Source organism: Plantactinospora sp. WMMC1484 (assembly GCF_049315195.1).
Taxonomy (GTDB): domain Bacteria; phylum Actinomycetota; class Actinomycetes; order Mycobacteriales; family Micromonosporaceae; genus Plantactinospora.
On sequence record NZ_CP186055.1, the window covers coordinates 4,696,820 to 4,717,696 of the forward strand.

At 71.4% G+C, this 20,877-nt stretch carries 19 protein-coding genes; 12 read left to right on the plus strand and 7 right to left on the minus strand.

Annotated elements, in window-relative coordinates; genetic code table 11:
• Positions 1 to 147: 147 nt before the first annotated feature.
• Positions 148 to 636, plus strand: a complete 489-nt coding sequence (locus ACN28C_RS20560) for a winged helix-turn-helix transcriptional regulator (protein WP_422769164.1) — start codon at positions 148 to 150, stop codon at positions 634 to 636.
• 84 nt (positions 637 to 720) lie between these two features.
• Here ACN28C_RS20560 and ACN28C_RS20565 read toward each other — a convergent pair whose 3' ends face one another.
• Positions 721 to 2,298 carry a restriction endonuclease gene (locus ACN28C_RS20565; protein ID WP_422769165.1) on the minus strand — a complete coding sequence of 526 codons (1,578 nt, stop codon included), beginning with the start codon at positions 2,296 to 2,298 and terminating at the stop codon, positions 721 to 723.
• 277 nt (positions 2,299 to 2,575) lie between these two features.
• Here ACN28C_RS20565 and ACN28C_RS20570 point away from each other — a divergent pair, with 277 nt between their 5' ends.
• On the plus strand, positions 2,576 to 3,085 hold the full coding sequence (locus ACN28C_RS20570; RefSeq protein WP_422769166.1) for a hypothetical protein: 510 nt from the start codon (positions 2,576 to 2,578) through the stop codon (positions 3,083 to 3,085).
• A 46-nt stretch (positions 3,086 to 3,131) separates the two neighbouring features.
• Here the strand turns inward: ACN28C_RS20570 and ACN28C_RS20575 are convergent, their stop codons facing one another.
• On the minus strand, positions 3,132 to 4,055 hold the full coding sequence (locus tag ACN28C_RS20575; protein ID WP_422769167.1) for a YcnI family protein: 924 nt from the start codon (positions 4,053 to 4,055) through the stop codon (positions 3,132 to 3,134).
• Positions 4,056 to 4,284: 229 nt separating this feature from the next.
• Here ACN28C_RS20575 and ACN28C_RS20580 point away from each other — a divergent pair, with 229 nt between their 5' ends.
• From ACN28C_RS20580 to ACN28C_RS20600, 5 genes are all read left to right on the plus strand, one after another.
• Entirely contained in the window at positions 4,285 to 5,484 is a 1,200-nt protein-coding gene (locus ACN28C_RS20580) for a monooxygenase (protein ID WP_422769168.1), read from the plus strand.
• 113 nt (positions 5,485 to 5,597) lie between these two features.
• Entirely contained in the window at positions 5,598 to 6,113 is a 516-nt protein-coding gene (locus ACN28C_RS20585; protein WP_422769169.1) for a VOC family protein, read from the plus strand.
• A complete protein-coding gene (locus ACN28C_RS20590) occupies positions 6,110 to 7,183 on the plus strand; it encodes a hypothetical protein (RefSeq protein WP_422769170.1) in 1,074 nt (357 codons plus the stop codon). The genes ACN28C_RS20585 and ACN28C_RS20590 overlap by 4 nt, the downstream gene beginning before the upstream one ends.
• Positions 7,184 to 7,330: 147 nt before the next feature.
• The gene (locus ACN28C_RS20595) at positions 7,331 to 8,533 is read left to right on the plus strand and encodes a cytochrome P450 (RefSeq protein WP_422769171.1); all 1,203 of its coding nucleotides are present in this window, start codon (positions 7,331 to 7,333) and stop codon (positions 8,531 to 8,533) included.
• Complete coding sequence (locus ACN28C_RS20600; protein WP_422769172.1) at positions 8,530 to 9,846, plus strand: MFS transporter; 1,317 nt, start codon at positions 8,530 to 8,532, stop codon at positions 9,844 to 9,846. Before ACN28C_RS20595 ends, ACN28C_RS20600 begins: the two co-directional genes overlap by 4 nt.
• On the opposite strand, the gene ACN28C_RS20605 is transcribed toward ACN28C_RS20600, so the two are convergent.
• Genes ACN28C_RS20605 through ACN28C_RS20615 form a run of 3 tightly spaced genes read right to left on the minus strand, consistent with a single transcriptional unit; the run spans position 9,828 to position 12,705 of the window.
• Positions 9,828 to 11,633: a hypothetical protein gene (locus tag ACN28C_RS20605; protein WP_422769173.1), complete on the minus strand. Its 1,806-nt coding sequence runs from the start codon at positions 11,631 to 11,633 to the stop codon at positions 9,828 to 9,830. The genes ACN28C_RS20600 and ACN28C_RS20605 overlap by 19 nt on opposite strands.
• Before the next feature lie 33 nt (positions 11,634 to 11,666).
• Positions 11,667 to 12,074 (minus strand): nuclear transport factor 2 family protein, encoded by a 408-nt coding sequence (locus tag ACN28C_RS20610; protein ID WP_422769174.1) that lies wholly within the window; start codon positions 12,072 to 12,074, stop codon positions 11,667 to 11,669.
• A gap of 16 nt (positions 12,075 to 12,090) precedes the next feature.
• Positions 12,091 to 12,705 (minus strand): DNA-binding response regulator, encoded by a 615-nt coding sequence (locus tag ACN28C_RS20615; RefSeq protein WP_422769175.1) that lies wholly within the window; start codon positions 12,703 to 12,705, stop codon positions 12,091 to 12,093.
• A gap of 244 nt (positions 12,706 to 12,949) precedes the next feature.
• Here ACN28C_RS20615 and ACN28C_RS20620 point away from each other — a divergent pair, with 244 nt between their 5' ends.
• The 4 genes from ACN28C_RS20620 to ACN28C_RS20635 are packed head-to-tail and all read left to right on the plus strand — an operon-like array spanning position 12,950 to position 18,108.
• Positions 12,950 to 14,263, plus strand: coding sequence for a cation:proton antiporter (locus tag ACN28C_RS20620; protein WP_422769176.1), 1,314 nt, complete (start codon positions 12,950 to 12,952; stop codon positions 14,261 to 14,263).
• Entirely contained in the window at positions 14,260 to 14,451 is a 192-nt protein-coding gene (locus tag ACN28C_RS20625) for an MbtH family protein (RefSeq protein ID WP_421493238.1), read from the plus strand. The genes ACN28C_RS20620 and ACN28C_RS20625 overlap by 4 nt, the downstream gene beginning before the upstream one ends.
• Positions 14,452 to 14,497: 46 nt before the next feature.
• Positions 14,498 to 17,821, plus strand: coding sequence for an amino acid adenylation domain-containing protein (locus ACN28C_RS20630; protein ID WP_422769177.1), 3,324 nt, complete (start codon positions 14,498 to 14,500; stop codon positions 17,819 to 17,821).
• Complete coding sequence (locus ACN28C_RS20635) at positions 17,818 to 18,108, plus strand: hypothetical protein (protein ID WP_422769178.1); 291 nt, start codon at positions 17,818 to 17,820, stop codon at positions 18,106 to 18,108. The genes ACN28C_RS20630 and ACN28C_RS20635 overlap by 4 nt, the downstream gene beginning before the upstream one ends.
• A gap of 66 nt (positions 18,109 to 18,174) precedes the next feature.
• Here ACN28C_RS20635 and ACN28C_RS20640 read toward each other — a convergent pair whose 3' ends face one another.
• Both ACN28C_RS20640 and ACN28C_RS20645 read right to left on the minus strand, forming a co-directional pair.
• Positions 18,175 to 19,143 (minus strand): ParB N-terminal domain-containing protein, encoded by a 969-nt coding sequence (locus ACN28C_RS20640; RefSeq protein ID WP_422769179.1) that lies wholly within the window; start codon positions 19,141 to 19,143, stop codon positions 18,175 to 18,177.
• Positions 19,144 to 19,265: 122 nt separating this feature from the next.
• Positions 19,266 to 20,060, minus strand: a complete 795-nt coding sequence (locus ACN28C_RS20645; protein ID WP_422769180.1) for a leucyl/phenylalanyl-tRNA--protein transferase — start codon at positions 20,058 to 20,060, stop codon at positions 19,266 to 19,268.
• A 43-nt stretch (positions 20,061 to 20,103) separates the two neighbouring features.
• Here ACN28C_RS20645 and ACN28C_RS20650 point away from each other — a divergent pair, with 43 nt between their 5' ends.
• Entirely contained in the window at positions 20,104 to 20,868 is a 765-nt protein-coding gene (locus tag ACN28C_RS20650; protein ID WP_422769181.1) for a thioesterase II family protein, read from the plus strand.
• Positions 20,869 to 20,877: the final 9 nt, after the last annotated feature.

The following is a 20,877-nucleotide window of genomic DNA, read 5'->3' on the forward strand; positions in this document are numbered from 1 at the left end:
GCCCTCCGTCCGTTTCCGTCCTCGGTGTGCTGGTGACCGCGTTACCCGGCCCGTCCGGATCCACGCCCGTGCCGGAGGAACGGGGTCCGTGTCGTGGGTGGTTCCGCAGCATGTGACCATTGCCGTCGGAGGGCGAGGAGGCGCACCATGACCGAGCGGAACCCGGCTCCGGGCCCCGCTCCGGGCCCCGCTCCGGTTCCGGGCCCCGGCCCGGACGCGGAGGGAGCGGTCGGGGCGGGGGAGGAGTCCTGCGCAGCCGATCAGCTCGGCGCCTGTACCGTCCGGGACGTCCTGGACCGGGTGGGCGGGAAGTGGAGCATCGGGATCATCATCGCGGCGAGCCGGGGTCCGACCCGCTTCACCGAGCTGGAGCGCTCGGTCGAGGGGATCAGCCGGCGGATGCTCGCCCTCACCCTGCGCAACCTCGAACGCGACGGTCTGCTGGTCCGGACCACCTATCCCACCGTCCCGCCCCGGGTGGAGTACGTCGCCACCGAGATGGCCCGGGAGCTCTACGAGTCGCTGGTGCTGCTGACGAGGTGGGCGGAACGGCACCGGCCGGCGATCGCCGCCGCCCGTGCCGCGTACGACCGCCGTCACGCCACATCCGGCATCGACGGCACCGCCCCGCACTGAGCGGCACCGCCCGCACTGACCGGCAGCGCCCCGCACTGAGCGTGCCGGCCCGCACCGACCGGGTGCTCACACGTACCGGCGGCGTCAGCGTTCGTTGGGGTCGATCCGTGCGCGGATCTCGGCGTGCTCGGCGAGCAGGTGCAGCAGGTTGGAACCGTCGATCAGCTCGAGCGGCTTGCCGGAGGCGAACTCGAAGGAGTCCGGGCCGTAACCGCTGGTCGTGACGAGGATGCCCTTGGTGGCCCCCTCGCCCAGCACCGTGCCGAAGAGATCCCGGACCGCCGAGACGTCCATGGTGGTCCGGTGCCGCCGGGCCTGGATCACGACCTTGCCGCCGAAGATCGGGCGGGGGTCGAACGCCACGCAGTCGACGGCACCGTCCGGCGCCGCCCGGGTCGTCCTGATCTCCAGCCCGAGCTTGCCGAAGAGGGTCCGGATCAGATCCTCGAACTCGGTCCGGGTCAGCTTGTGCAGGTTGGGCCGGTGGTCGAGGTCGGCCAGCACGTCCACCTCGTCGACGTAGCGCCGGTCGACCACGTCGAACTCCAGCACCGGGCGTACCTCGACCAGATCCTCGGGGCGCGGTGACATCGTGGCGCGGAGGTGGCGCAGGCAGGCCGCCGGGTCGACCTTGGCCAGGTTGATCGCGGTGAAGGCGTCGCGGCTGGTCCGCAGGGTCACCAGGCAGGGCCGGACCGCCTGCCCGGTGCCGGGATGGGTGGTCTCGACGATGCCGTTGAAGACGATCGTCTCCACGAGCCGGCCGCGGTCGGCCTCGAAGAGCTCGTGCACGGTGCGGAGCGCGACCTGGGTGATCACGTCCGTGTACCGGTGGTGGATCTCCTCCGCCGTGCGGGCCACCGTCTGCACCTCGTCGCTGGCCTTGACGTAGCGGTACTCCCGGATCTTCGGCACGGCCGCGACGGTGGGGAGGAGGTATTCCACCACGATCAGCTTGGAGTCGGGCACGTAGGCGAGCCGGTAGCGCTGCGGAAAGTCCTCCGGATAGACCGAGTTGCCGAGGACCAGGCCGAAGTATTTCACCACGGCGTTCGGCTCGGCGGCGGCCAGCTCCGCGCCGAACTTGTCGATCTCGGCGTTGTGGTCGGCGACCTCCGCGTCGAGGTGTCGGCAATGCTCGTCGTACTTGCGCCGGGCCTGGGCGAGCCGCTGCTGCCGGGCCGCCTCGCCGGCCGCATGCTTGGCCTTGGCCTTCTCGAAGGCCTGCTCCGCCTCGGCCAGCATCTGCTGGTAGCGCGCCTCGCCACCGAACATCTTGCCGAGCGCGTTCGGTGCGGGTGGCGCGAACCGCCGCCAGTCTGGTGCCCGCAGCGGCATCCCGAGCTCACCCGGTGTGAACTCGGGATGGCTGGGCTGCCGCTTGAGTCGTCCGAGGTCGATGTGGTCGTCGATGGCGAGGGTCGTCCGGAGCAGGTTGTCGAGCTCGTCCACCTGGGACTGGAGGTTGGCGTTGGCCGCCTTGACCCTGGCGGTCCGCGCCTCGACGTAGAGGCGCCTGCGCTCGCGCTCGTCCGCCTCCGCCGCCCGCTCGGCGGCCCGGCGGGCGTGCTCGGCCTCCCAGAGCATCTGCTGGTGCTGCTGGTAGGGGGTGGTCGATGCGCGTTGCCGGGCGTGCACCTGCTGCGCGTGCGCCCGCTGCATCTGCCCCATGTTGCCCATGTGCGTCCCCGATCAGCGTCCAGCACCGTTCACCGTGGCGACCGGTGGCATCCGTTCCCGCGGTCGACCGCCGGCGCCCGGTCCACGCACATTTTGGTCCCAGTGCGACGGACCCGTCCAGCGGGGACCCCAGGGTAACGTGCGGGGCGAACTCCCCGGTCCCGGCGGAAACGCCCGCCCGTGACGGGCGGAAACCCCCCAGGTGGCGGCGCGGGTGGTCGGGGTCTCGGCCGCGCCCGGCGATGCTAGGGTCCCCCGGGTGACCGACGCAGATGTGCACCTCGTCGCCCAGCCACGCCTCGACACCGTCGTGACCGATTTCTACATCGACGCGCGGCGGCTGCGCAGCGACTACGCGGGGATGGCCTGGATCGGCGACCGCCCCGATGCCGAGAGCGGCCAGCTCGGGCCCGACTACCGGCAGCGGAACGTGGAGTCGCAGCTCTTCCTCCCCGATACCCACTGGTACGACCTCGACCGGCTCGACGACGTCGAGGTGCAGGTCAGCGTGGGACTGCTCCAGGTGGCCGGCACCGCGCTGCGTACGCAGGGCCTGGTCGGCATCGTCACCGAGCCGGTCGCCGAGTTCTTCGAGCATCCGGAGGGGCTGCCCGGAGTCGGGCTCTGCCTCGGCCTGCGCGGGCAGATCTTCTCCAACCTCGGCCTCAGCTACCGGGTTACGGTGCTCTGCGCCCCCGAGGCGGTACTGCGGCGCGGCGAGACCCCGCAGCCCGACGAGGAGTCCGAGGAGTCGGACTCCGCCGGCTGAGCGGCGGCCGCCGAGCGTGGCAACCGCTCGGCGGCCGTCCAGAGGGTCACTCCCGCAGCCGCCACCCGCTCGCCGCGCGGTCGCCGGGCCGTGCCTGCGTGCCGGTCGTTTCCGTTTCGTCGGGCGTGCCGGTGGGCGGGGCCGTCGTGCCGGTCGGCTCGGCGGGTGTGCCGGTCTCCGGTCCCGCCGGCGGCTGCCCGTCGGATCCTGCGGTCTGCTGCCCGCCGGGTCCGGACCGCCCGCCAGCAGGGCCGGTCTCGCCCGGCTCGGGGCGGGGGCGGCGCAGATAGAGCCAGGCGGCGACGGCGAGCCCGAGGAGCAGGCCGAAGACCAGGCCGATGGCGAGCGAGTTGGAGCCGTCGCCGGTCTCCTCGTCGGGCGCCGCGGCGTCGTCGGGCGCGCCCGGACCGGCCGGGTCGGCGGCGGGCGGCGCGACCAGGGTCAGCACAGGTGCCGGGAAGGGCGGCCGGGGCACCTCGGCCGAGGGCGGCTGGTTCCAGTTCGTCACGTGGCCGTCGGAGTAGGTCTGCACCAGGTTGAACGTCATCTGGTCGGTCTGCGGCATCGGGCCGAGCGAGATGACCAGTTCGGCCGGACCACCGCCCGGCGCGGGCGCGGCGGCGCGGGTCCAGACGATGGTCGAGACCACCTCGGTGACCTGCCCGCCGTGGTGGATCCCGCCGAGGGGCTCGTCGAGCTTGCGCATCGTCATCCGGGGCGCCCAGGTCGGGTCCGACATCGGGTACGTCTCGGCGACCGGCGCCGACTCCGGCATCTGCAACTCGATCCGGGTGGTGTACGCCGGCGCCCGGTCCTCGGTCAACCGGAAGGTCAGTTTCGCCCCCTCACCCTGTACGGCCTGTTGCGGTGTCAGGGCCACGTCGGCGCTCGCGGCTCCGGCACCGAGGGTCGTACCCGCGACCGCGGCGGTGACCAGGGTGGCGAACCAGCACAATGCCCTGTGACGCACAGCGAAGTCCCTTCGTCCGGCCGATACTCCTGGTAGTTCGGCTGTCGAGCGAGAAAGGTTCAACCAACGGGCCGGTATGTTACGCCGCCCGCCCGGGACGGCTCTGCGGGTGCTGACGAGTTTCCTCCGAAACTCCGGTTGTCCCGAGTTCGTCTCGGAACAACCGTGCTCTTTCCGGAACCCGGGGTCCAGCCGGAGGGAGTTGCCACCCGACCCGGATCCTGGATGGGTGCCCGACGTTATGCAGAACGTGCGCCGACACCACCACCGCCCGCTCGTCACCGTGGCCGCCGCACTGGCCGCCACGCTCCTCGTCACCTCCTGCGGGGCCGATCCCGGCGGCGGGCCGCCCCCGGAGCCGCCGGGCTCCTCCGTCGGCGCGCACGGCCGGCTCGACATTCCGCCGGCGGCACCGCTCCGCACCGGCGAGCGCTTCGTGCACCTCGAGATGGCGCGGCCGTACCGCCCGTCGGCGCCGAACGGCGGCACCGACGAATACCGCTGTTTCCTGGTCGACCCCGGGTTGACCGAGCAGGCGTACCTGACCGGCAGCCAGTTCCTGCCGCAGAACGCCGGCATGGTGCACCATGCCATCTTCTTCCGGCTCGATCCGGTCGACGCGGCCCCGGCCCGCAAGCTCGACGCCGAGACTCCGGGTGACGGCTGGACCTGCTTCGGCAACGCCGGGATCGGCGACGCCTCCTGGGTGGCGCACTGGGCGCCGGGGGCGGACGAGACGCTGCTCTCGCCGGGTCTCGGCCATCCGATGCCGCCGGGCAGCCAACTCGTGATGCAGGTGCACTACAACCTCGTCGACGTCCGGGCCGGCGTGGACGACACCGACCGGTCCGGGATCCGGTTGCGCCTGGTCGACGGTTCCGGCGCGGTGGAGCCACTGGTCACCGAGCTGCTGCCGGCCCCTGTCGAGTTACCCTGCGCGGCCGACGAGCGCGGCGAGCTCTGCGACCGCGGGGCCGCGGTGCGGGACGTGCGGCGCCGGTTCGGTGCCGAGGCCGGTGGGGAGGCGGAACAGCTCAACGCGTACTGCAACCGGGGTCGTGCCCCGGTCCCCGGCAACACCCAGCACTGCGACCATCCGGTCACCGCGGCGGGTCTGGTGCACGCGGCCGCCGGCCACATGCACCTGCTCGGCAGCGCGATCAAGGTCGAACTCAACCCCGGCACCCCGGAGGCGCGGACCCTGCTCGACATCCCGGCGTACGACTTCGACCAGCAGGCCAACCGGCCGCTGCCGCAGCCGGTCGCGGTCGAGCCCGGCGACGTCTACCGGGTCACCTGTACTCACGACGTCACACTCCGCAAGCGCGTCCCCCAGTTGCGCAACCTGCCGCCCCGGTACGTCGTCTGGGGCGAGGGCACCAGCGACGAGATGTGCCTGGGGCTGATCGTCATGTCCCGGCCCGGCTGATCAGTGCGCGCAGCGCGCGGCCGAGGTGAGCGGCGAGGTAGACCATCTGGCCCGACCCGGCTCACCGACGACTTCGACCACGACCCGAACTGGGTCCCGCGGCGGCGGTCGAGGTGGCGGAGCAGGCCGACGCCTCGCGGGTTGTCGTCGTCGCGGGCCGCGACTCCCCAGAACGTGGGGCATCGCGCGGCCTGCCGCGCGCCACGGTAGGGGCCAGAATGTGTTTGCGGATCAGGGATGCCGGTCGGGGAGGGGTTGGCCTTGTGATGTTCAAGCGCCGGACGATCGTCTTCGAGGCGACGGATATCGATGCGGAGAGCGCGTTCTGGGCTGGGTTCCTGGACGGCACCGTCGAGGCGAAGGACACGTGGCACAACATCTGGGTCGACGGGGAGTGGCACCTGGCCGTCCAGCTCGCGCCGGACCACGTGCCGCCCACGTGGCCGGAGGACGGCTGGTCGCAGCAGGTCCATCTCGACTTCTACCTCGACGACCTCAATGCCGCGCACGAAAAGGTGGTCAAGCTCGGCGGGCGGTTGGTCAGGGCGGTCGACGATCCGGCCGCGCGCACCGGGTTCCGGGTCTACACCGATCCGGCCGGTCATCCCTTCTGCCTTTCCTGGGAATGACGGTTCTCCACGAGGTCCGGGCACCGGCACCGACCGACCTCGAGGTGGTCGATCGCCTGCTCGGCGCGACGTGCGACCTGCCGGCCTGGCGCGTCGCTGAGCTGGCCAACCGCGGCGGGATCCTGGCGACCTGGCTGTCCACGATGGAGGCTCGCGGGGTTCGGCTGGGGGCACAGCCCCAGGCATACCTGGCGCGCGTCCGGCAGCGCACGGCGGACCTGCACGCCCTCGGTGCCGATCTGTCCGCCGCTCATGGCCTCGGGGTGCTCAAGGGTGAGCGGATCGCTCGACACCTACCGGCGCCGCTGCTGCGACAGTCCGGCGACGTCGACCTCGTCGCGCCCGGCGAAGCGCCGCTGTGGGAGTGCGTGCGGGACCTGCGGTCCAGGTTCGACGCCGCTGTCCAAGGTGTCAGCGTCCTCGACCGTGGAACCGGTCCGCTCCAGATCATGGTGGCGGTCAAATGGCCGGCCAGCGAACCGTTCCTGGACAAGCCGATGGGCGCCGACGTCACCACCTTCGCGTTCGGCGGCGACTTTCGCGGGGTGCCGCTGCGCGTCACCGCCCCCGGCGACGAGGACCTGGCCAACTTGCTGGCGGTGGCCGAGGAGCGGTTCCAACGCCGATTCCGGGTCAAGGACCGTCTCGACCTGCTCACCCTTGCTGCCGTCCTGGAGCGGCGTCTGGGCGACGACGTTATCGAGGCGGTCAGCGATGCCGCGGCGACCTACGCCTTGGCACCGGAACTGCGCCGGCTCATCGGTGGGACCCGCGAGTGGGTGCCGGTCTCCGCTCGCTGGCAGCGGATCTTCGAGGTCCTGGGACCGTTGGCGCGCGAGGAGAAGGCCCGGCGTCGCCCCGGCCGGCCCGGCGTGCACCGCCTTCGTTACGGCTACCCGCTGGACCCCGGAGCCGGCGGCGGCACCGTGCGCGTCCATCCGCGGCCCGGTGGCGACATCGCATCGACACCGGTGGGGCCGTGCCTGCTGACGGAACGCCTGGTCGTCGAGGACCAACAGCTGGCCACGGCGATCGAGTTCGCTCGGTCGCTTGTGAAACCCCCGAGCTGAAAGGAGGGCACGATGCGTCATCTCGCCGCGGGCAACTTCCGCGTCAAGCCGAGGCCGAGGCCGCCGGCCGAGGCCGAGTAGTCACAGGGGCGGCTCTCAGCCGGCGAGCCGCCCCGCTACGAACACCACCGAATCTGAGGAGATCCGATGACCGGTGACGGTTCGCCGGCGGCGTATCCGTTCAGCCCGGCATCCGGCAACGACCTCGACGCGCGCCTGGGGCAACTACGGGAGTCGACGCCGGTCTGCCCGATCAGGCTGCCCTACGGCGACGAGGCCGCATGGCTGGTGACCCGCTACGAAGACGTACGTCGCGTGCTGTCCGACCCGCTGTTCAGCCGCGCCGCCGCGTGCGGTGCACAGGTGCCGCGGATGACCCCGGAGCCCGGCAGCAGTGCGTCGATCCTGATGACGGATCGGCCCGAGCACGACCGGCTCCGCCGGATCGTCACCTCCGCGTTCACCACGCGCCGGGTCAACAACCTTCGCCCACGCATCACGGCGCTCACCGAGCAGCTGCTCGACGACGTCGAAGCCGCCGGGCCACCGGCGGACCTCGTGCCGCTGCTCGCCCTGCCGCTGCCGCTCCTGGTCATCTGCGAGCTGCTGGGCGTACCGGTCGAGGACCGCACCACGTTCCGGCAGTGGGTCGACCCGATCATGTCCAGTACCGCCTACCGGCCCGAGCAGGTCCGGCAGGCCCTCGACGACTTCTCCGACTACGTGTGCGACCTGATCGAGGAGCGCCGCACCCGTCCGTCCGGCGACCTTCTCTCGGCGTTGATTCACGCGCACGACGTCGACGGCCGGCTCACCGAGCTGGAGCTGGTCACCTTCGCCGGCACCCTGTTGATCGCGGGTCACGAAAACACCGCCAACATGATCGGCAACGCCGTGGTGACGCTGCTGGAGACGCCTTCGCACTGGGCGCGCCTGTCCGCCGAACCGCACATCGTCGCCAGCGCGGTCGAGGAGCTGCTGCGGTACCTCGCGCAGGGGACCGGGGTCAGCTTCGCGCGTGTCGCCACCGGCGACGTGACGCTGTCCGGGGTGCGTATACCCGTTGGGGCGCCGGTCGTGGTGTCGTTACCCGCCGCCAACCGCGACCCCCGGGTGTTCGCCGACCCGGAGTCGGTCAACCTGTCCCGTTCCCCCAACCCGCACCTCGCCTTCGGACCCGGCATCCACCACTGTGTGGGGTCGTCGTTGGCGCGGGCCGAGTTGCAGGTGGTCCTCGGCGCGATGAGCCGGCGCTGGCCGCGGCTGAGCCTGGCCAGGCCGGCCGTCGACCTGGGGTGGAAGAAGGGACTGCTCGCGCGCGCCCCCACGCAGGTCCCTGTCGTGTGGTGATCGTCGAGCGCGTACGAACCGATTTCGGTCTGTTGTGGACCGCCAACACGGCTGGCCAGTTCGGTACCCGGATCGGTTCGGTGGCCCTGCCGTTACTGGCCATAAGCGTGCTGGCCGCCTCGCCGTGGGAGCTGGGGCTGCTCGCCGCCGTGCAGAGCGCCGGCATCCTGCTCGTCGGCCTGCCGGTCGGCGCGCTCGTGGACCGAATCCGGCGCCGGCGGCTGATGGTCGGGGCGGACGTCGCGCGCGCACTACTGCTGGCCGGCGCGGCGATCGGTGCGTTGACCGGTCTGCTCAACCTGGCCGCGCTGTTCGCCGTCGTGCTCGGTGTCGGTATCGCCACCGCCTGCGCCGAACTGGCACAGCAGGCGTTCCTGCCGCGGCTGGTCGGCACCGGCCACGTCGTCGAGGCGAACTCGCGGCTTCAGACCAGCAACGCCGCCGCGGCGGCCACGGGTCCCGGTCTCGCCGGCGGTTTGGTCGGACTGCTCGGGGCGGCCGGCGCGATGCTGGTCACCGCGACCACGTTCGTGGCGTCGCTGGCGGCCCTGCTCCGGATGCGCCACCGCGAGCCGCCCGCGCCGGCCACACCCCGGCGGCACCTGCTGGCGGAGATCGGCGAGGGCATGCGGCTGGTCCTCACCGACCCGATCCTGCGCGCCATCGCACTGTGTACGTCGAGCGCCAACCTCTTCATGGCCGCGGCGGCCAGCCAGCTCGTCATCTTCCTGGTGCGGGTGGTCGGCCTGTCGCCGTTCGTGGTCGGGATCCTGTTGGCGGCCTCCGGCGTGGGCGGCGTGCTGGGCGCGGCCACCGCCCGACGCTGGGTCGCTGTCCTCGGCCAGCCGCGTGCGACCTGGCTGTCGCTGCTGGTGACCCAACCGTTCGCGCTGCTGCTGCCACTGAGCGGCCGGGACGGGGCGCGGCTGCTGCTGTTCCTGCTCGGCTGGCTGGTCGTCGGCTACGGCGGCACCCTCTACAACGTCCTTCAGGTGAGCTACCGCCAAGCCACCTGCCCCGACCGCCTGCTGGGCCGGGTCCAGGCGTGCAACCGCTTCCTCGCCTGGGGCACCCTGCCGCTCGGTGGCCTGCTCGGCGGCACCCTCGGCAGCTGGCTCGGGCCGCGCGGCGCGCTGCTCGTGGCCGCCGCGGGGCTCGCCGCCTCGACGTCGTGGCTGACGCTGTCGCCGCTGCCACGCACCGCCGCCGATCGATCCGGCGGCTCGCGTGCCACACACCACGCCGGTGACGCGTCCCCTGCCGGACCCGCCACCGGCGCGCACGTGGCGCGGAATCAGACGTCGAAGATGTAGAGGCCGAAGTTCCGGTCGGTGACCAGGACGTAGTTCTTCCCGCCGATCTTGTGTACCTTGACTCCCAGGAGGTCGACGCCGGGCTCGCGAAAGGCGCCGACCTCCCGCAGGCCGTCGTCGCCGTAGCTCAGCACCCGCAGCCCGCCCGCGTAGAAGGTGGCGTACACGAGGTTGCGATCCGGGTCGATCGCCACGTGGGACGCCGACAGGTCGCCGGCACCGGTCGCGAACCTCGGATCCTGCGACTCGGGGATCGCGTACGTGTCGATCTGGGTGATCGAGCCGGCGCCGCTGGCCGGGATGTCGCTCCGGAACAGCCGAAGGTAGCCCCAACCGACGAACACCGACTCGACGTCGGTGGCGCAGACGTCCGGCGTTTCCGGCGTCGGGGTCGTGCCGGCGGTCTCCTCGGTCACGCCGGGCACGCCGAGCAGCCGCAGACCCGTCAGGCGGTTGACGAACATCAACGGAATGGTGCCCTTGGCGGCCGTGGGAAACTGCTGCAGGGCGTCCGGCCCCTGATGGTTGAAGACGATGCCCGCGCTGTAGCCGGCCTCGACGATCGCGTCCAGCTTCTCCTGGAACGTGTACCCGGCCGCCGACCCGCCGGTGAGGATCGAGGCGTCCCGCTCGAACAGCGCGATCCCACGACCGGGCGGCACGCTCCCCGGCCAGCCCAGACCGACGAAGACCGGCGTACCGGAGATCGGATTGTCGGCATCGACCGGCGCCGTGTCCGGGCTCCAGGCCGCGATGTACTCCGTGCCGGCGTAGGGACCCGAGGTGATCCTGCCGAGCAGGCGGTACGACTCGTAGTTCTCGTCGACACCCACCAGGTACCCGCCGTCGGTGGACAGGTCGCAGTGCTCGGCGTTGCCCTCCGGCGAGATCCGCTGCCCGTGCTTGGCCCGCTCCTCGTCGAACTCGGGGTACTCGGTGCGGGCGATCAGCGAGACGTTGCCGGGCGTCGGGTCGGTCACGTCGAGCAGCACGTACCCGCCGTCCCAGTAGGTGGCGGACATGACGAACCGGTCACCGATCCGGCGCACCTCGACGGCGTGCCCGAACAGCGAGGTGAGGCCCCGCGAATGGTCCGGAGCGAGATTGAACGGCGCCACCCTGAGGTCGAGGGCGTGGACCATCACCGGGTTACGCGGATCGGTGATCTCCATGATGCAGATGTCGCTGGTGGGCTTGTCGGTGACGAACCCGACGTAGGTGCGGCCGGTGGTGTCGTCCGTCCAGGCACAGGTGTAGTACGCGGCCAGGGCCTGGTCCACCGGCTCGCCATCCGGACCGGTGTAGTCGCCGGCGTGCGCGGCGAGCAACTGGGCGTGCTCGGCGTCGGAGACGTCCCAGATGTTGATGCCGCCGCGCTGGCGCGGCCCGGTCGGGTCGGGCGCGTCAGCCTTGGCATAGATCTCGTTGGGGTGGATGAGGAGCGCACCACGGAAATGCTCGTTGTCCATCTCGATCACGCACGGACCCTCGCCGGCGTAGTTGCCCCGCAAGCTCTCGATGAACGCGCTCTGAACCTCGAAGGGAGCCTTCGGGTCGCTGATGTTGATGACGTACGCGCCCGTGCGCTCACACGTCGGCTCCCGGTAGACCGTCAGGAACGCGTGGTCGCCGTACGCGGCCACGTCCGCGATGTGCCGCGCGAGCCCCGCCCCGGACGGGTTGGTGACCTGCGCTCTGCCCACCAACGTGACCCCGTACGAGAAGGGTCCGAGCGATGCCTCGTCAAGCCCTCGCCGGTCGCCGTGTACCCCATTCGTGACGCTCATGCCTACCTCCGTACTGTTCGTACCGGGATCGGGTTACCTCTGCTCGCCGTACGGGGTCGTCTGGGAGCTGACGAACCGCCAGCGGTGGTGCTCGTCGCGGCGCAGGACCTGGGTGGCCACGCCCGCGAGGGTGCGCGCCCCGCCGTCGGGTGTGCGTACGAGGTTGGTCAGCGGCCCGGTGATGACCGCGACGTCGCCGAACAGCCGGATCAGCAGCTCGCCCCGGGTGATGTCGAGGTAGGGGCGGCGGTTGGCGGTGTGCTCCAGCAGCTGCGCCTTGGTGTGTGTGACGCCGTGTGCGTGGGTGTACACCAGCGTGTCGTCGAAGATGTCGGCGAGGGTGTCCAGGTCCGCCTCCACGAGCGCACGCTGCCGCCGCTGCTCCACGGCGTGCAGTTCAGCCACGACCTGCTCTTCGGTTGGTCGAGCGGTGCTGCTCATGCAGGGCTCCCAGCGGTTAGGCGACCTTGTCGGTGACGGGTGTGGTGAGCCGGCTGAGGAGTGCGGCGCGGGTGAGTTCGGCTTTGTTGCCGGCGCCGAGTTTGGCGCGGATGCGTTTGACGTAGGTGTCGACGGTGTGGGGGCTGATGCCGAGTCGGGTGGCGATTTGTCCGTGGGTGAGGCCGTGGGAGATGTGGTGGAGGACTTGTTCTTCGCGTTCGGAGAGGTTGGGGTTGGGTTGGTGTGGTTGTTGGGGGGTGGGGGTGGTGTGGGTGTGGGGGGTGGTGGGGTTGCCGGTGGTGACGGTTCGGATGGCGTTGATGAGGTTGTCGGCTGTTTCGCGTTTGTTGATGGCGTTGGTGGCGCCGGCTTGTAGGTATTGGTGGGTGGGTAGGGACCAGTCGCTGAGGAGGATGAGGACGGGGGTGGTGCGGGCGGTTCGGGTGATGGTGTGGAGGGTGTCGGTGGGGGGTAGGGCGTCGGCGTCGAGGATGGCGATGTCGGCGAGCCATGAGGGTTCTTCGGTGGGTGTGGTGCGGACGGAGACGATGGCTATGCCGGTGTTGTGTAGGACTTGGTAGAGCCCGACGAGGTAGACGGGACAGCTGACCAGTACGTCTATCCGAATCACGGAACCTCCGCAGGCATCTGCATCGGAAGGTCGTCGCATCGTCGGGCCAGGCCACGACCGTTTGCTGGATGATGCAAACCCCGGTCATCCTCTGACATGTCCAGGGCAACTGCCGGTCGCGTCAATCAGGGACGTGAATCCGAAACGAAGTTGCTCGTAGCATCCCTCGACACCGGAGCGTCGCCGGTTCACGTGACTGCGCCGCCGCGTGCCGCGTTGCCTACCGTCGACCCATCCTGGGCGAATGGGGGAGAGGCGGGTGGACATCGACACGGTCGCGGCGCTCCTCCGCGCACTCGTCGTGATCGTTGTGGTCGCCCGCCTCCTGGGCCTGCTGTGCCGGCGGTTCGGCCAACCGGAGGTGATCGGCGAGATCATCGGCGGCATCCTGCTCGGCCCGACCCTGTTTCACGGCGCGATCACAAGGGAGCTGTTTCCCGCCGACATCCGCCCAGCGCTCGCGGCACTGTCCACCGTCGGAATCTGCGTGTTCATGTTCCTCGTGGGACTGCACCTGGCCGACGGCGGCCTGGGCGGCCACGGCCGGATCGCCGTCATGCTGTCGCTGGGCTCGACGGTCGTGCCGTTCGTCCTCGGCACCCTGTTCGCGGTCGGTCTGGTCGGTGACCGGTCCGGCCGGTCCGCGGTGCTGTTCTGCCTCTTCATGGGCACCGCGATGTCGATAACCGCATTTCCGGTACTGGCCCGGATCCTGACCGACCGCGATCTGGTCGACACCCCCATCGGCGGCCTGGCGCTCGCCACGGCGGCGGTCGGCGACGTCCTGGCCTGGTCGATGCTGGCGGTCCTGGTGGCGCTCTCGCGCGGGGACACACCACCGTGGCGGGTCCTGCTGGTGCTGCCATTCGTGGCGATCCTCGTCGGGCTGGTGCGGCCGCTGCTGGCCAGGCTGGCGGCCCGTCCGCCGGTCACCCGCGTTCCCGGACCGGTCACCCTGATGAGCCTGCGTGCCGGCCTGCTGCTCACGATCGCCGCCGCCCTGGTGCTGTCGTCCACCGCGACCTCGTGGATGGGACTGCACCACATCTTCGGGGCGTTCCTGCTCGGCGCGGTGATGCCCCGGGCGGGCGCACCGACCCTGCGCGCGCGGGTACTGCCGTGGATCGAACGAATCGACCGCAGGGTACTGCTACCCCCCTTCTTCGTGGTGGCCGGCTTCGCCGTCGATCTGTCCGCGATGGATGGCCGGGGGGTGGGTCTGCTGCTGCTGATCCTGCTGGTCGCGGTCGGCGGCAAGATGTCCGGCGTCTTCGGGGCCGCGCGGCTGGCCCGGGTGACCAGCCGGCACAGTGCCGCACTGGCGCTGCTGGTCAACACCCGCGGGCTCACCGAGCTGATCGTCCTGTCGGTCGGTTTCCAGATCGGAGTGCTCGATCAGCGGCTGTACTCGCTGATGGTCCTGATGGCGCTGGTGACCACGTTGATGCCCGGCCTGCTGCTGCCCCTGGTCTATCCGCGGTCTCGGGCGTCCCGGGACCGTCAGCCGCGGGCGGCCGCCGCGTCCGCACCACTGCTGGAAAAGGAGTCGATGCTGTGAACCCGTTCGACAACCCGCAGGGCCGGTTCCTGGTGCTCGTCAACGACGAGGACCAGCACTCGCTGTGGCCGAGCCACCGGGCGGTACCGGCCGGCTGGCGGATCGCGCGTGCCGAGGACAGCCGGCAGGCGTGCCTGGACTACGTCGAGGACCACTGGACCGACCTGCGCCCGCGCAGCGCCCGCTGAGCCGGCGCCGCTGGATCAGCACACCGCCGAGAAAGGGGCCCAGCCCGTGCTTGCGATCTCCGACTTCCTGGCGGAACTGCGCCTGGCCGGTATCCAGCTTTGGCTGCAGGACGGCAAGCTGCGGTACCGGCCGGCCGGCGCGCTCGACGGCGAGCGGCTGGCCGTGCTTCGCGAACGGCGCGACGAGGTGATCGCCGCGATGCGCGCCGACCCGGCACCGGCGACCCGACCGGACACCATCCCGCTGTCCGAACACCAGCGGGGCATGTGGTTCCTGGACCAAATGGGCCTGCTGGGGCCGGCGTACAACCAGACGGCCCTGTACCGCATCACCGGCGACCTGGACGTGGCGTCGCTGCGGTCGGCGCTCGCGGAGATCGTGCGGCGGCACGAGATCCTGCGGACCGCGTTCCCGGCGCGCGACGGAATCGGCGTCCAGGTGGTGGAGCCGGCCGGCGATCCCCGCTTCACCGTCCTGGACGTGTCCGCCCTTTCCGCCGCCGAGCAGGACCGGTGGTTGGCCGAGCGGAAGCGGATGTACGCCGGGTACCGGTTCGACATCTCCAAGGCGGGCAACTTCCGCACCGAGCTGATCCGTTTCGGCCCGGCCGAACACGTGCTGGTCATCCGCTCCTACCACCTGGTGATCGACGGGGCCTCGTACGCCATCCTCTTCCACGAGCTGCGCACCCTCTACGCGGCGTACCGCAGCGGGGCGCCGTCACCGCTGCCCGAGCTGGCCATGCAGTACGCCGACTACGTCCTGTGGCAGCAGCGGCGGGGCGGTGCCGAGGCAAAGCGTCACCTGGACTACTGGAAGCAGCGGCTGGCCGGGGCGCCGCACGTCTTCGACCTGCCGACCGACCGGCCTCGGCCGGCGGTCGCCGAACTTGCCGGCGAACTGGTCCAGGTGCCGGTACCGACCGAGCTGACCGACGGGCTGCGCCGGCTTGCCCGGCGCGAGGGCACCACGATGTTCACCGTGCTGCTCGCGGCGTTTCACACGCTGCTGTACCGGTGGAGCGGGCAGACCGACGTGAGCGTCGGAATGATCACCGACGGGCGGGCGCACCCGGACGTCGCCGCCAACATCGGCCACTTCGTCAACCCGGTGGTGCTACGGGCCGACCTGGCCGGGCGCCCGACCTTCACCGGCCTGCTCGACCAGCTGCGGCCCCGGCTGCTCGAGGCCTTGGAGCACCGGCACGTGCCGTTCGACCGGCTGGTGGCCGAACTGCGCCCGCAACGGGACCTGGCCGTACAGCCGCTGTTCCAGGTGCTCTTCACCCACCTGGTGGCCGAGGAGTTCGACCTGCTCGACGGGCTGCGCGTCACCCCGATCGAGTCGGACGAACGCAAGGCGATGTTCGACCTCACGCTGAGCACCTGGGAGAACGCGGCAGGGGACTTGCACGTCGGCATGGAGTACCAGACCGCGTTGTTCGAGCGGGCCACCATGCGGCGCCTCGCCGGCTACCTGGTCACCCTGCTCTGCGGGGTGGCCGCCGACCCGGACGTACCGATCGACGATCTGCCTCTGATGACCGCCGCGCAGCGACACGAGGTGATCGAGGTCTGGAACGACACGTCCCACCCGTTCGACGACGGCCTCTGCCTGCATCAGCTCATCGAGCGGCAGGTCGCCGCGACACCGGATGCCACCGCGGTGGTGTTCGACGGCCGGACGCTGACCTACCGCGAGCTGGACCAGCGGGCGAACGCTCTGGCCTGGCACCTGCGTGAGCTGGGCGTCGGCCCTGACGAACGGGTCGGCATCGCGCTGCACCGCTCGCTCGACGTGGTGGTCGCCAACCTGGCGGTGCTCAAGGCCGGCGGGGCCTGCGTCCCGATCGACCCGACGTACCCGATCGCCCGCCAGCAGTTGATCGCCGAGGACGCGGCCCTGCGGCTGCTGATCCGCGCCCGGCGCGAACCGGACCGGGCCACCGGCCCGGCGCCGGTGCTGGCGCTCGACACGATCGGCACGCCGACCAGCGCCACGAGCCCGCCGAACCTGGCCGACCCGGCCAACATCGCCTGGGTGCTCTACACCTCCGGGTCCACCGGCCGACCCAAGGGCGTGGCCATGTCACACCGGGCCCTGCACAACCAGGTGCAGTGGCAGCGGCGGCAGGGGCCGGCCGGCCGGGGACGCACCCTGCAGTGGGCCGCGCTCAGCTTCGACATCTTCTACCAGGAGATGGTGACCACCCTGTCGGTCGGCGACCCGCTCGTGCTGGTCGGAGAGGACGTCCGGCACGACTTCGAACGGCTGCTCGACGTCATCGAGCAACAGGGGATCGAGCGGATCTTCATGCCGTTCGTGGCCCTGCGCGGGCTTGCCGAACTGGCCGTCCGCCTCGACCGGATTCCGCGCTCGCTGCGCGCGGTGCTCACCGCGGGAGAGCAGTTGCAGGCCACGGCGGCGATCCGGGCCTTCTTCGCGCAGCTGCCGGGCTGCACCCTCTACAACCAGTACGGACCGATCGAGGTGCACCTGGCCACCTCCCACCAGCTGGACCACGAACCCGCGCATTGGCCGGCGCTGCCGCCGATCGGCCGGCCCTTCGACAACGTGCGCACGTACGTGCTCGACGCCTACCTGCGGCCGGTGGCGCCCGGAGTGGCCGGCGAACTGTTCGTCGGCGGCATCGCGCTGGCCCGCGGCTACCTGGGGCAGCCGCGGCTGACCGCGGAGCGGTTCCTGCCCGACCCGTTCGTCACGGGCGCCCGGATGTACCACACCGGCGACCGGGTCCGCTGGAACGCGGCCGGGCGGCTGGAGTTCCTCGGCCGCGGCGACGACCAGGTGAAGATCCGTGGGTTCCGGGTGGAAGTCGCCGAGATCGAGGCGGTCCTCACCGGCTGCCCGGGAGTGCGCGAGTGTGCCGTAGCCGCCCACCGGTACGGCGTCGCCGATCGACGCCTGGTCGCCTACGTGGTGCCGGACGCGGACGCCCCACCGGCCGGCCAACTGCGCGCCTTCCTGGCCGAGCGCCTGCCGGACTACATGGTGCCGGCCGCCTACCAGACGGTGACGCAACTGCCGCGCACGCCGAGCGGGAAGCTGAGCCGGCGGCAGCTGCCCCGACCGGACGACGAGGCCGAGTGGGCCGGCGCGGCCGAGTACGAGCCGCCGGGGACAGCGCTGGAGGAGACGATCGCGGCGGTCTGGGCCGAGGTGCTGGCCGTGCCCCGGGTCGGGCGGCGGGACAACTTCTTCGAACTGGGCGGCCACTCGCTGCTGGCGGTCGCCGTCGTCAACCGGCTCAGCGAGACCGCCGCACGCCCGGTCGCCCTGCGTACCCTCTTCGAGGCGCCGACCGTGGCCGACCTCGCCAGCCGGATGAGCGGTGCGGAACCGAGATGACTGGCGCGCAGAGGCGGCCGGCGTACTGCCTGGCCTGCCCGATCCGGCGGTTCCGGGTGGGCTCGTTCGACGTCGAGGAGCGGCCGACGTCGTCGACCCGCTTCGACCCCGGGACGGGCTCTCGCACCATTCCGGAGTCGGGCATCCCGGTCTGCGTGCACCCGGACCGGATCGGGTTGCGGCCGGGGGCGTACGCGAGCGCCGGCACACCGCTGCCGTACCTGCGCCGGATCTGGCTGACGATCCGGCTGGCCGTCTCCAGCGGAGCGCGGGCGCGGACCCGCTGAACGCCGGCCCACGGCGGATGGCTCCGGTACGTGCGGCCTGCCGGAACGGGCCCCGGCCAGCGTTTCTCAGTCGGCCTCCAGCCCCATGGCGAGCTGGATCCAGGCCGCCGCGCACGACCTCGCCAGCGAGCCGAGGTTGAGCCGGGAGTGCGGCGGGATGCGGCGCAACGAGAGCGGGATCTCGTCGGGCAGCAGCACCCGCGGACCGAGCCAGCGCAGCAGCGTCCGGCCCGACTCGGTGTAGCGCAGCGACGGATCCCGCTGAATGGTCTCCAGCAGCGACCTCAGCTCGTCGGAGGGATCGGCCTCCGGCAGCTTCACGGTCATCTGCCGGTTCACCGTCCGGTCGTCGCGTTGTGGCCGGGTCCGCCGGTCCAGCACCGGGTCCTCGCCGGCCCGTAGACGCGCACGGACACTCCGCGCGGTCTCCACCGAGATGCCGGCGTCCCGCGCGATCCGGCGCAGCGGCGCGTCCGGGTGGAGGGCGATCAGCTCGGCCGCGGCCCGCCGCCCGGCCGCCCCGTCGACCGGCCGGACCCGGCCGTCCCGGCCGACCCGCGCCCGCACCGGCGGGCCGTCGAGTTCGCGCCGCAGCGATCCGACGGTCTTCGCGGCCAGGCCGGCGGTGACGGCGATGGCCCGGTCGGACAGCTGCGGGTGGGTGCGGATGATGCGTACCGCCGCGGCTCGCCGGTCGGCGATCGAGAGGGGCATGCCGTGCGACACGTTGAGCCGGACGGCGAGCATGAACGCCTCGTCGTCGTCGCCGTCGAACAGCTTCGCGCGGATCGTCCGTTCGCCGCGGATCTGGGCGGCGGTGAGCCGGTGCATGCCGTCGATGACGCGCATCGTCGGGCGGTGGACGACGATCGGTGGCAGGTCCGCCTCGGTCTGCGCCAGCGACAGCGCGTGCGCCATGTCCACGCCCGCCGACCGCGGGGAGTCGGTCCCGCGGATCGCGGAGATCGGCAGCCGTACGACGGCGCTGCCCCAGGCCGGGTCCAGCTCCGCACAGGTGGATGTGCCACCTTCCACTGGGGGTCCAGAGATGTCGACCGGCACTGGCATCAGCCCCGTTCCTTCGAAGACACACGGCCTTCGACCATCCTGACCACGCGGCCGGACGGGCGGGACTCACGTGTTTATGGGTCAGCGGCTCACTCCGGAGGCGTGCGCGGGAACGCCAGCCGCTGTACGTCCTCCTCACCGCCAGCCGGGCGGACCGGATCGCCGCGGTGGGCCAGGGCGGCGAGGAACTCCTTCCGCGGTATCGGTCTGGCACCGAGCCGCCGGTTCACCTCGCTGTCCCACTCGGCGTCCAGCAGCGTCACGCCGGTGCCGGCCAGCCGGTGCTCCATGTCGAGCATCGCGACCTTCGACGCGTTGGATCGCCGCCGGAAGCAACTGTCCAGACCGAACACTATGCCGGCGCCGATACCGACGGTGCCGCCCACCAGCTCGCCGTGTTCCCACACCTCAACGCTGTGCGCCCAGCCCTGCCTGTGAAGCTCCACCATGCACTCGCACAACTCGACGGTCAGCCACTCGGGACTGCGGTCCCGGCGGCACTCGGCGAGCACCTGGTCGAAGGCCTGGTTCGCGGTGGTGGTCCAGGGCAGCTTGGAGCGCACCAGCCTCCTGGTCTCACGCGACTTGTACATCCGCCCGTACGGAATGACCGGTCGCGGGTCCGGGGACCACCAGGTCAACGCGTACGGGTCGGGCAGCGGCGAGTCGAGCACGACGGTCTTCCCAGCCGCCACCGAATCCTCGTAGAAAAAGTGATTGGCCTCGGTCTGGGCCGCTGATGCCGACGGCATCGGGTAGGTGGCGTGCCGGTAGCTACACAGAACCGTGGCCGGCTCGAGCCGGCCACCGATCGCGACCGGCACGTCGGCCGGGGCACCATCCAACTCGAGTTCGTCCCAGACGCATCCCTGGCAAACAGACACCTGGGCATTCTGACCCCGGAACAGCCAATGACGGGAGTCCTCGATGACCGTACCCACGACAACCGGCACCCTCGGCGCCTCGGCGCGCTGGCTGCGGCGGCCCCGCCCGTGCCACGATCCGGGAGCCCGCCTCGTGTGCCTGCCACACGCCGGCGGTACGGCCAGCGCCTACACCTCCTGGGCCGCCCGGCTGCCGGCCGGGCTGGAGCTGATCGCCGTGCAGTACCCCGGCCGGCAGGACCGGCTGGCCGAGCCCTGCTCGCCGTCCGTCCCGGCGATCGCCGACGCGCTCGTCCCGGCGCTCGCGCCGTATGCCGACCGGCCGCTGTACCTGTTCGGGCACAGCATGGGCGGCCTTGTCGCCTACGAGGTCGCCGTCCGGCTGGAGTCCGGCGCCGGACCGGATCCGGCGGGCCTGTTCGTATCCGGCCAGCTCGCCCCGCACCGATCCAGGCCGGTTCCGGAGGCGCTCGACGACGCCACCGTCGAGGCGGAAACCCGTGCGTCCGGCTGGAGCGATCCGGCGGTGTTCGACCACCCGGAACTGCGTGAGCTGGTGCTGCCGTCGCTGCTGGCCGACGTCCGGGCGGTGCTGTCCTACCACCGCGGCGATCCGGTGCGGCTGCGCTGCCCGATCGTCGCCTACGGGGGCAGCGGCGACCCCGGCGACGTGCCGGCCGAACTGTCCGCCTGGGGTGAGCTGACCTTCGGACCGGCCGCCTGGCGGCGGTTCGACGGCGACCACTTCTACCTGCGGTCCCAGGAGGCCGAGTTGGTTGCCGACATCGTCGCCCGGATGTCTAACTGAGCAGAGTCG

Coding starts and splice junctions, on each gene's coding strand:
- ACN28C_RS20560 (WP_422769164.1), top strand. CDS start 148: ATGACCGAGCGGAACCCGGCTCCGGGCCCCGCTCCGGGCCCCGCTCCG.
- ACN28C_RS20565 (WP_422769165.1), bottom strand. CDS start 2,298: ATGCAGCGGGCGCACGCGCAGCAGGTGCACGCCCGGCAACGCGCATCG.
- ACN28C_RS20590 (WP_422769170.1), top strand. CDS start 6,110: ATGACGGTTCTCCACGAGGTCCGGGCACCGGCACCGACCGACCTCGAG.
- ACN28C_RS20595 (WP_422769171.1), top strand. CDS start 7,331: ATGACCGGTGACGGTTCGCCGGCGGCGTATCCGTTCAGCCCGGCATCC.
- ACN28C_RS20605 (WP_422769173.1), bottom strand. CDS start 11,633: ATGAGCGTCACGAATGGGGTACACGGCGACCGGCGAGGGCTTGACGAG.
- ACN28C_RS20610 (WP_422769174.1), bottom strand. CDS start 12,074: ATGAGCAGCACCGCTCGACCAACCGAAGAGCAGGTCGTGGCTGAACTG.
- ACN28C_RS20620 (WP_422769176.1), top strand. CDS start 12,950: ATGGGGGAGAGGCGGGTGGACATCGACACGGTCGCGGCGCTCCTCCGC.
- ACN28C_RS20635 (WP_422769178.1), top strand. CDS start 17,818: ATGACTGGCGCGCAGAGGCGGCCGGCGTACTGCCTGGCCTGCCCGATC.
- ACN28C_RS20650 (WP_422769181.1), top strand. CDS start 20,104: ATGACCGTACCCACGACAACCGGCACCCTCGGCGCCTCGGCGCGCTGG.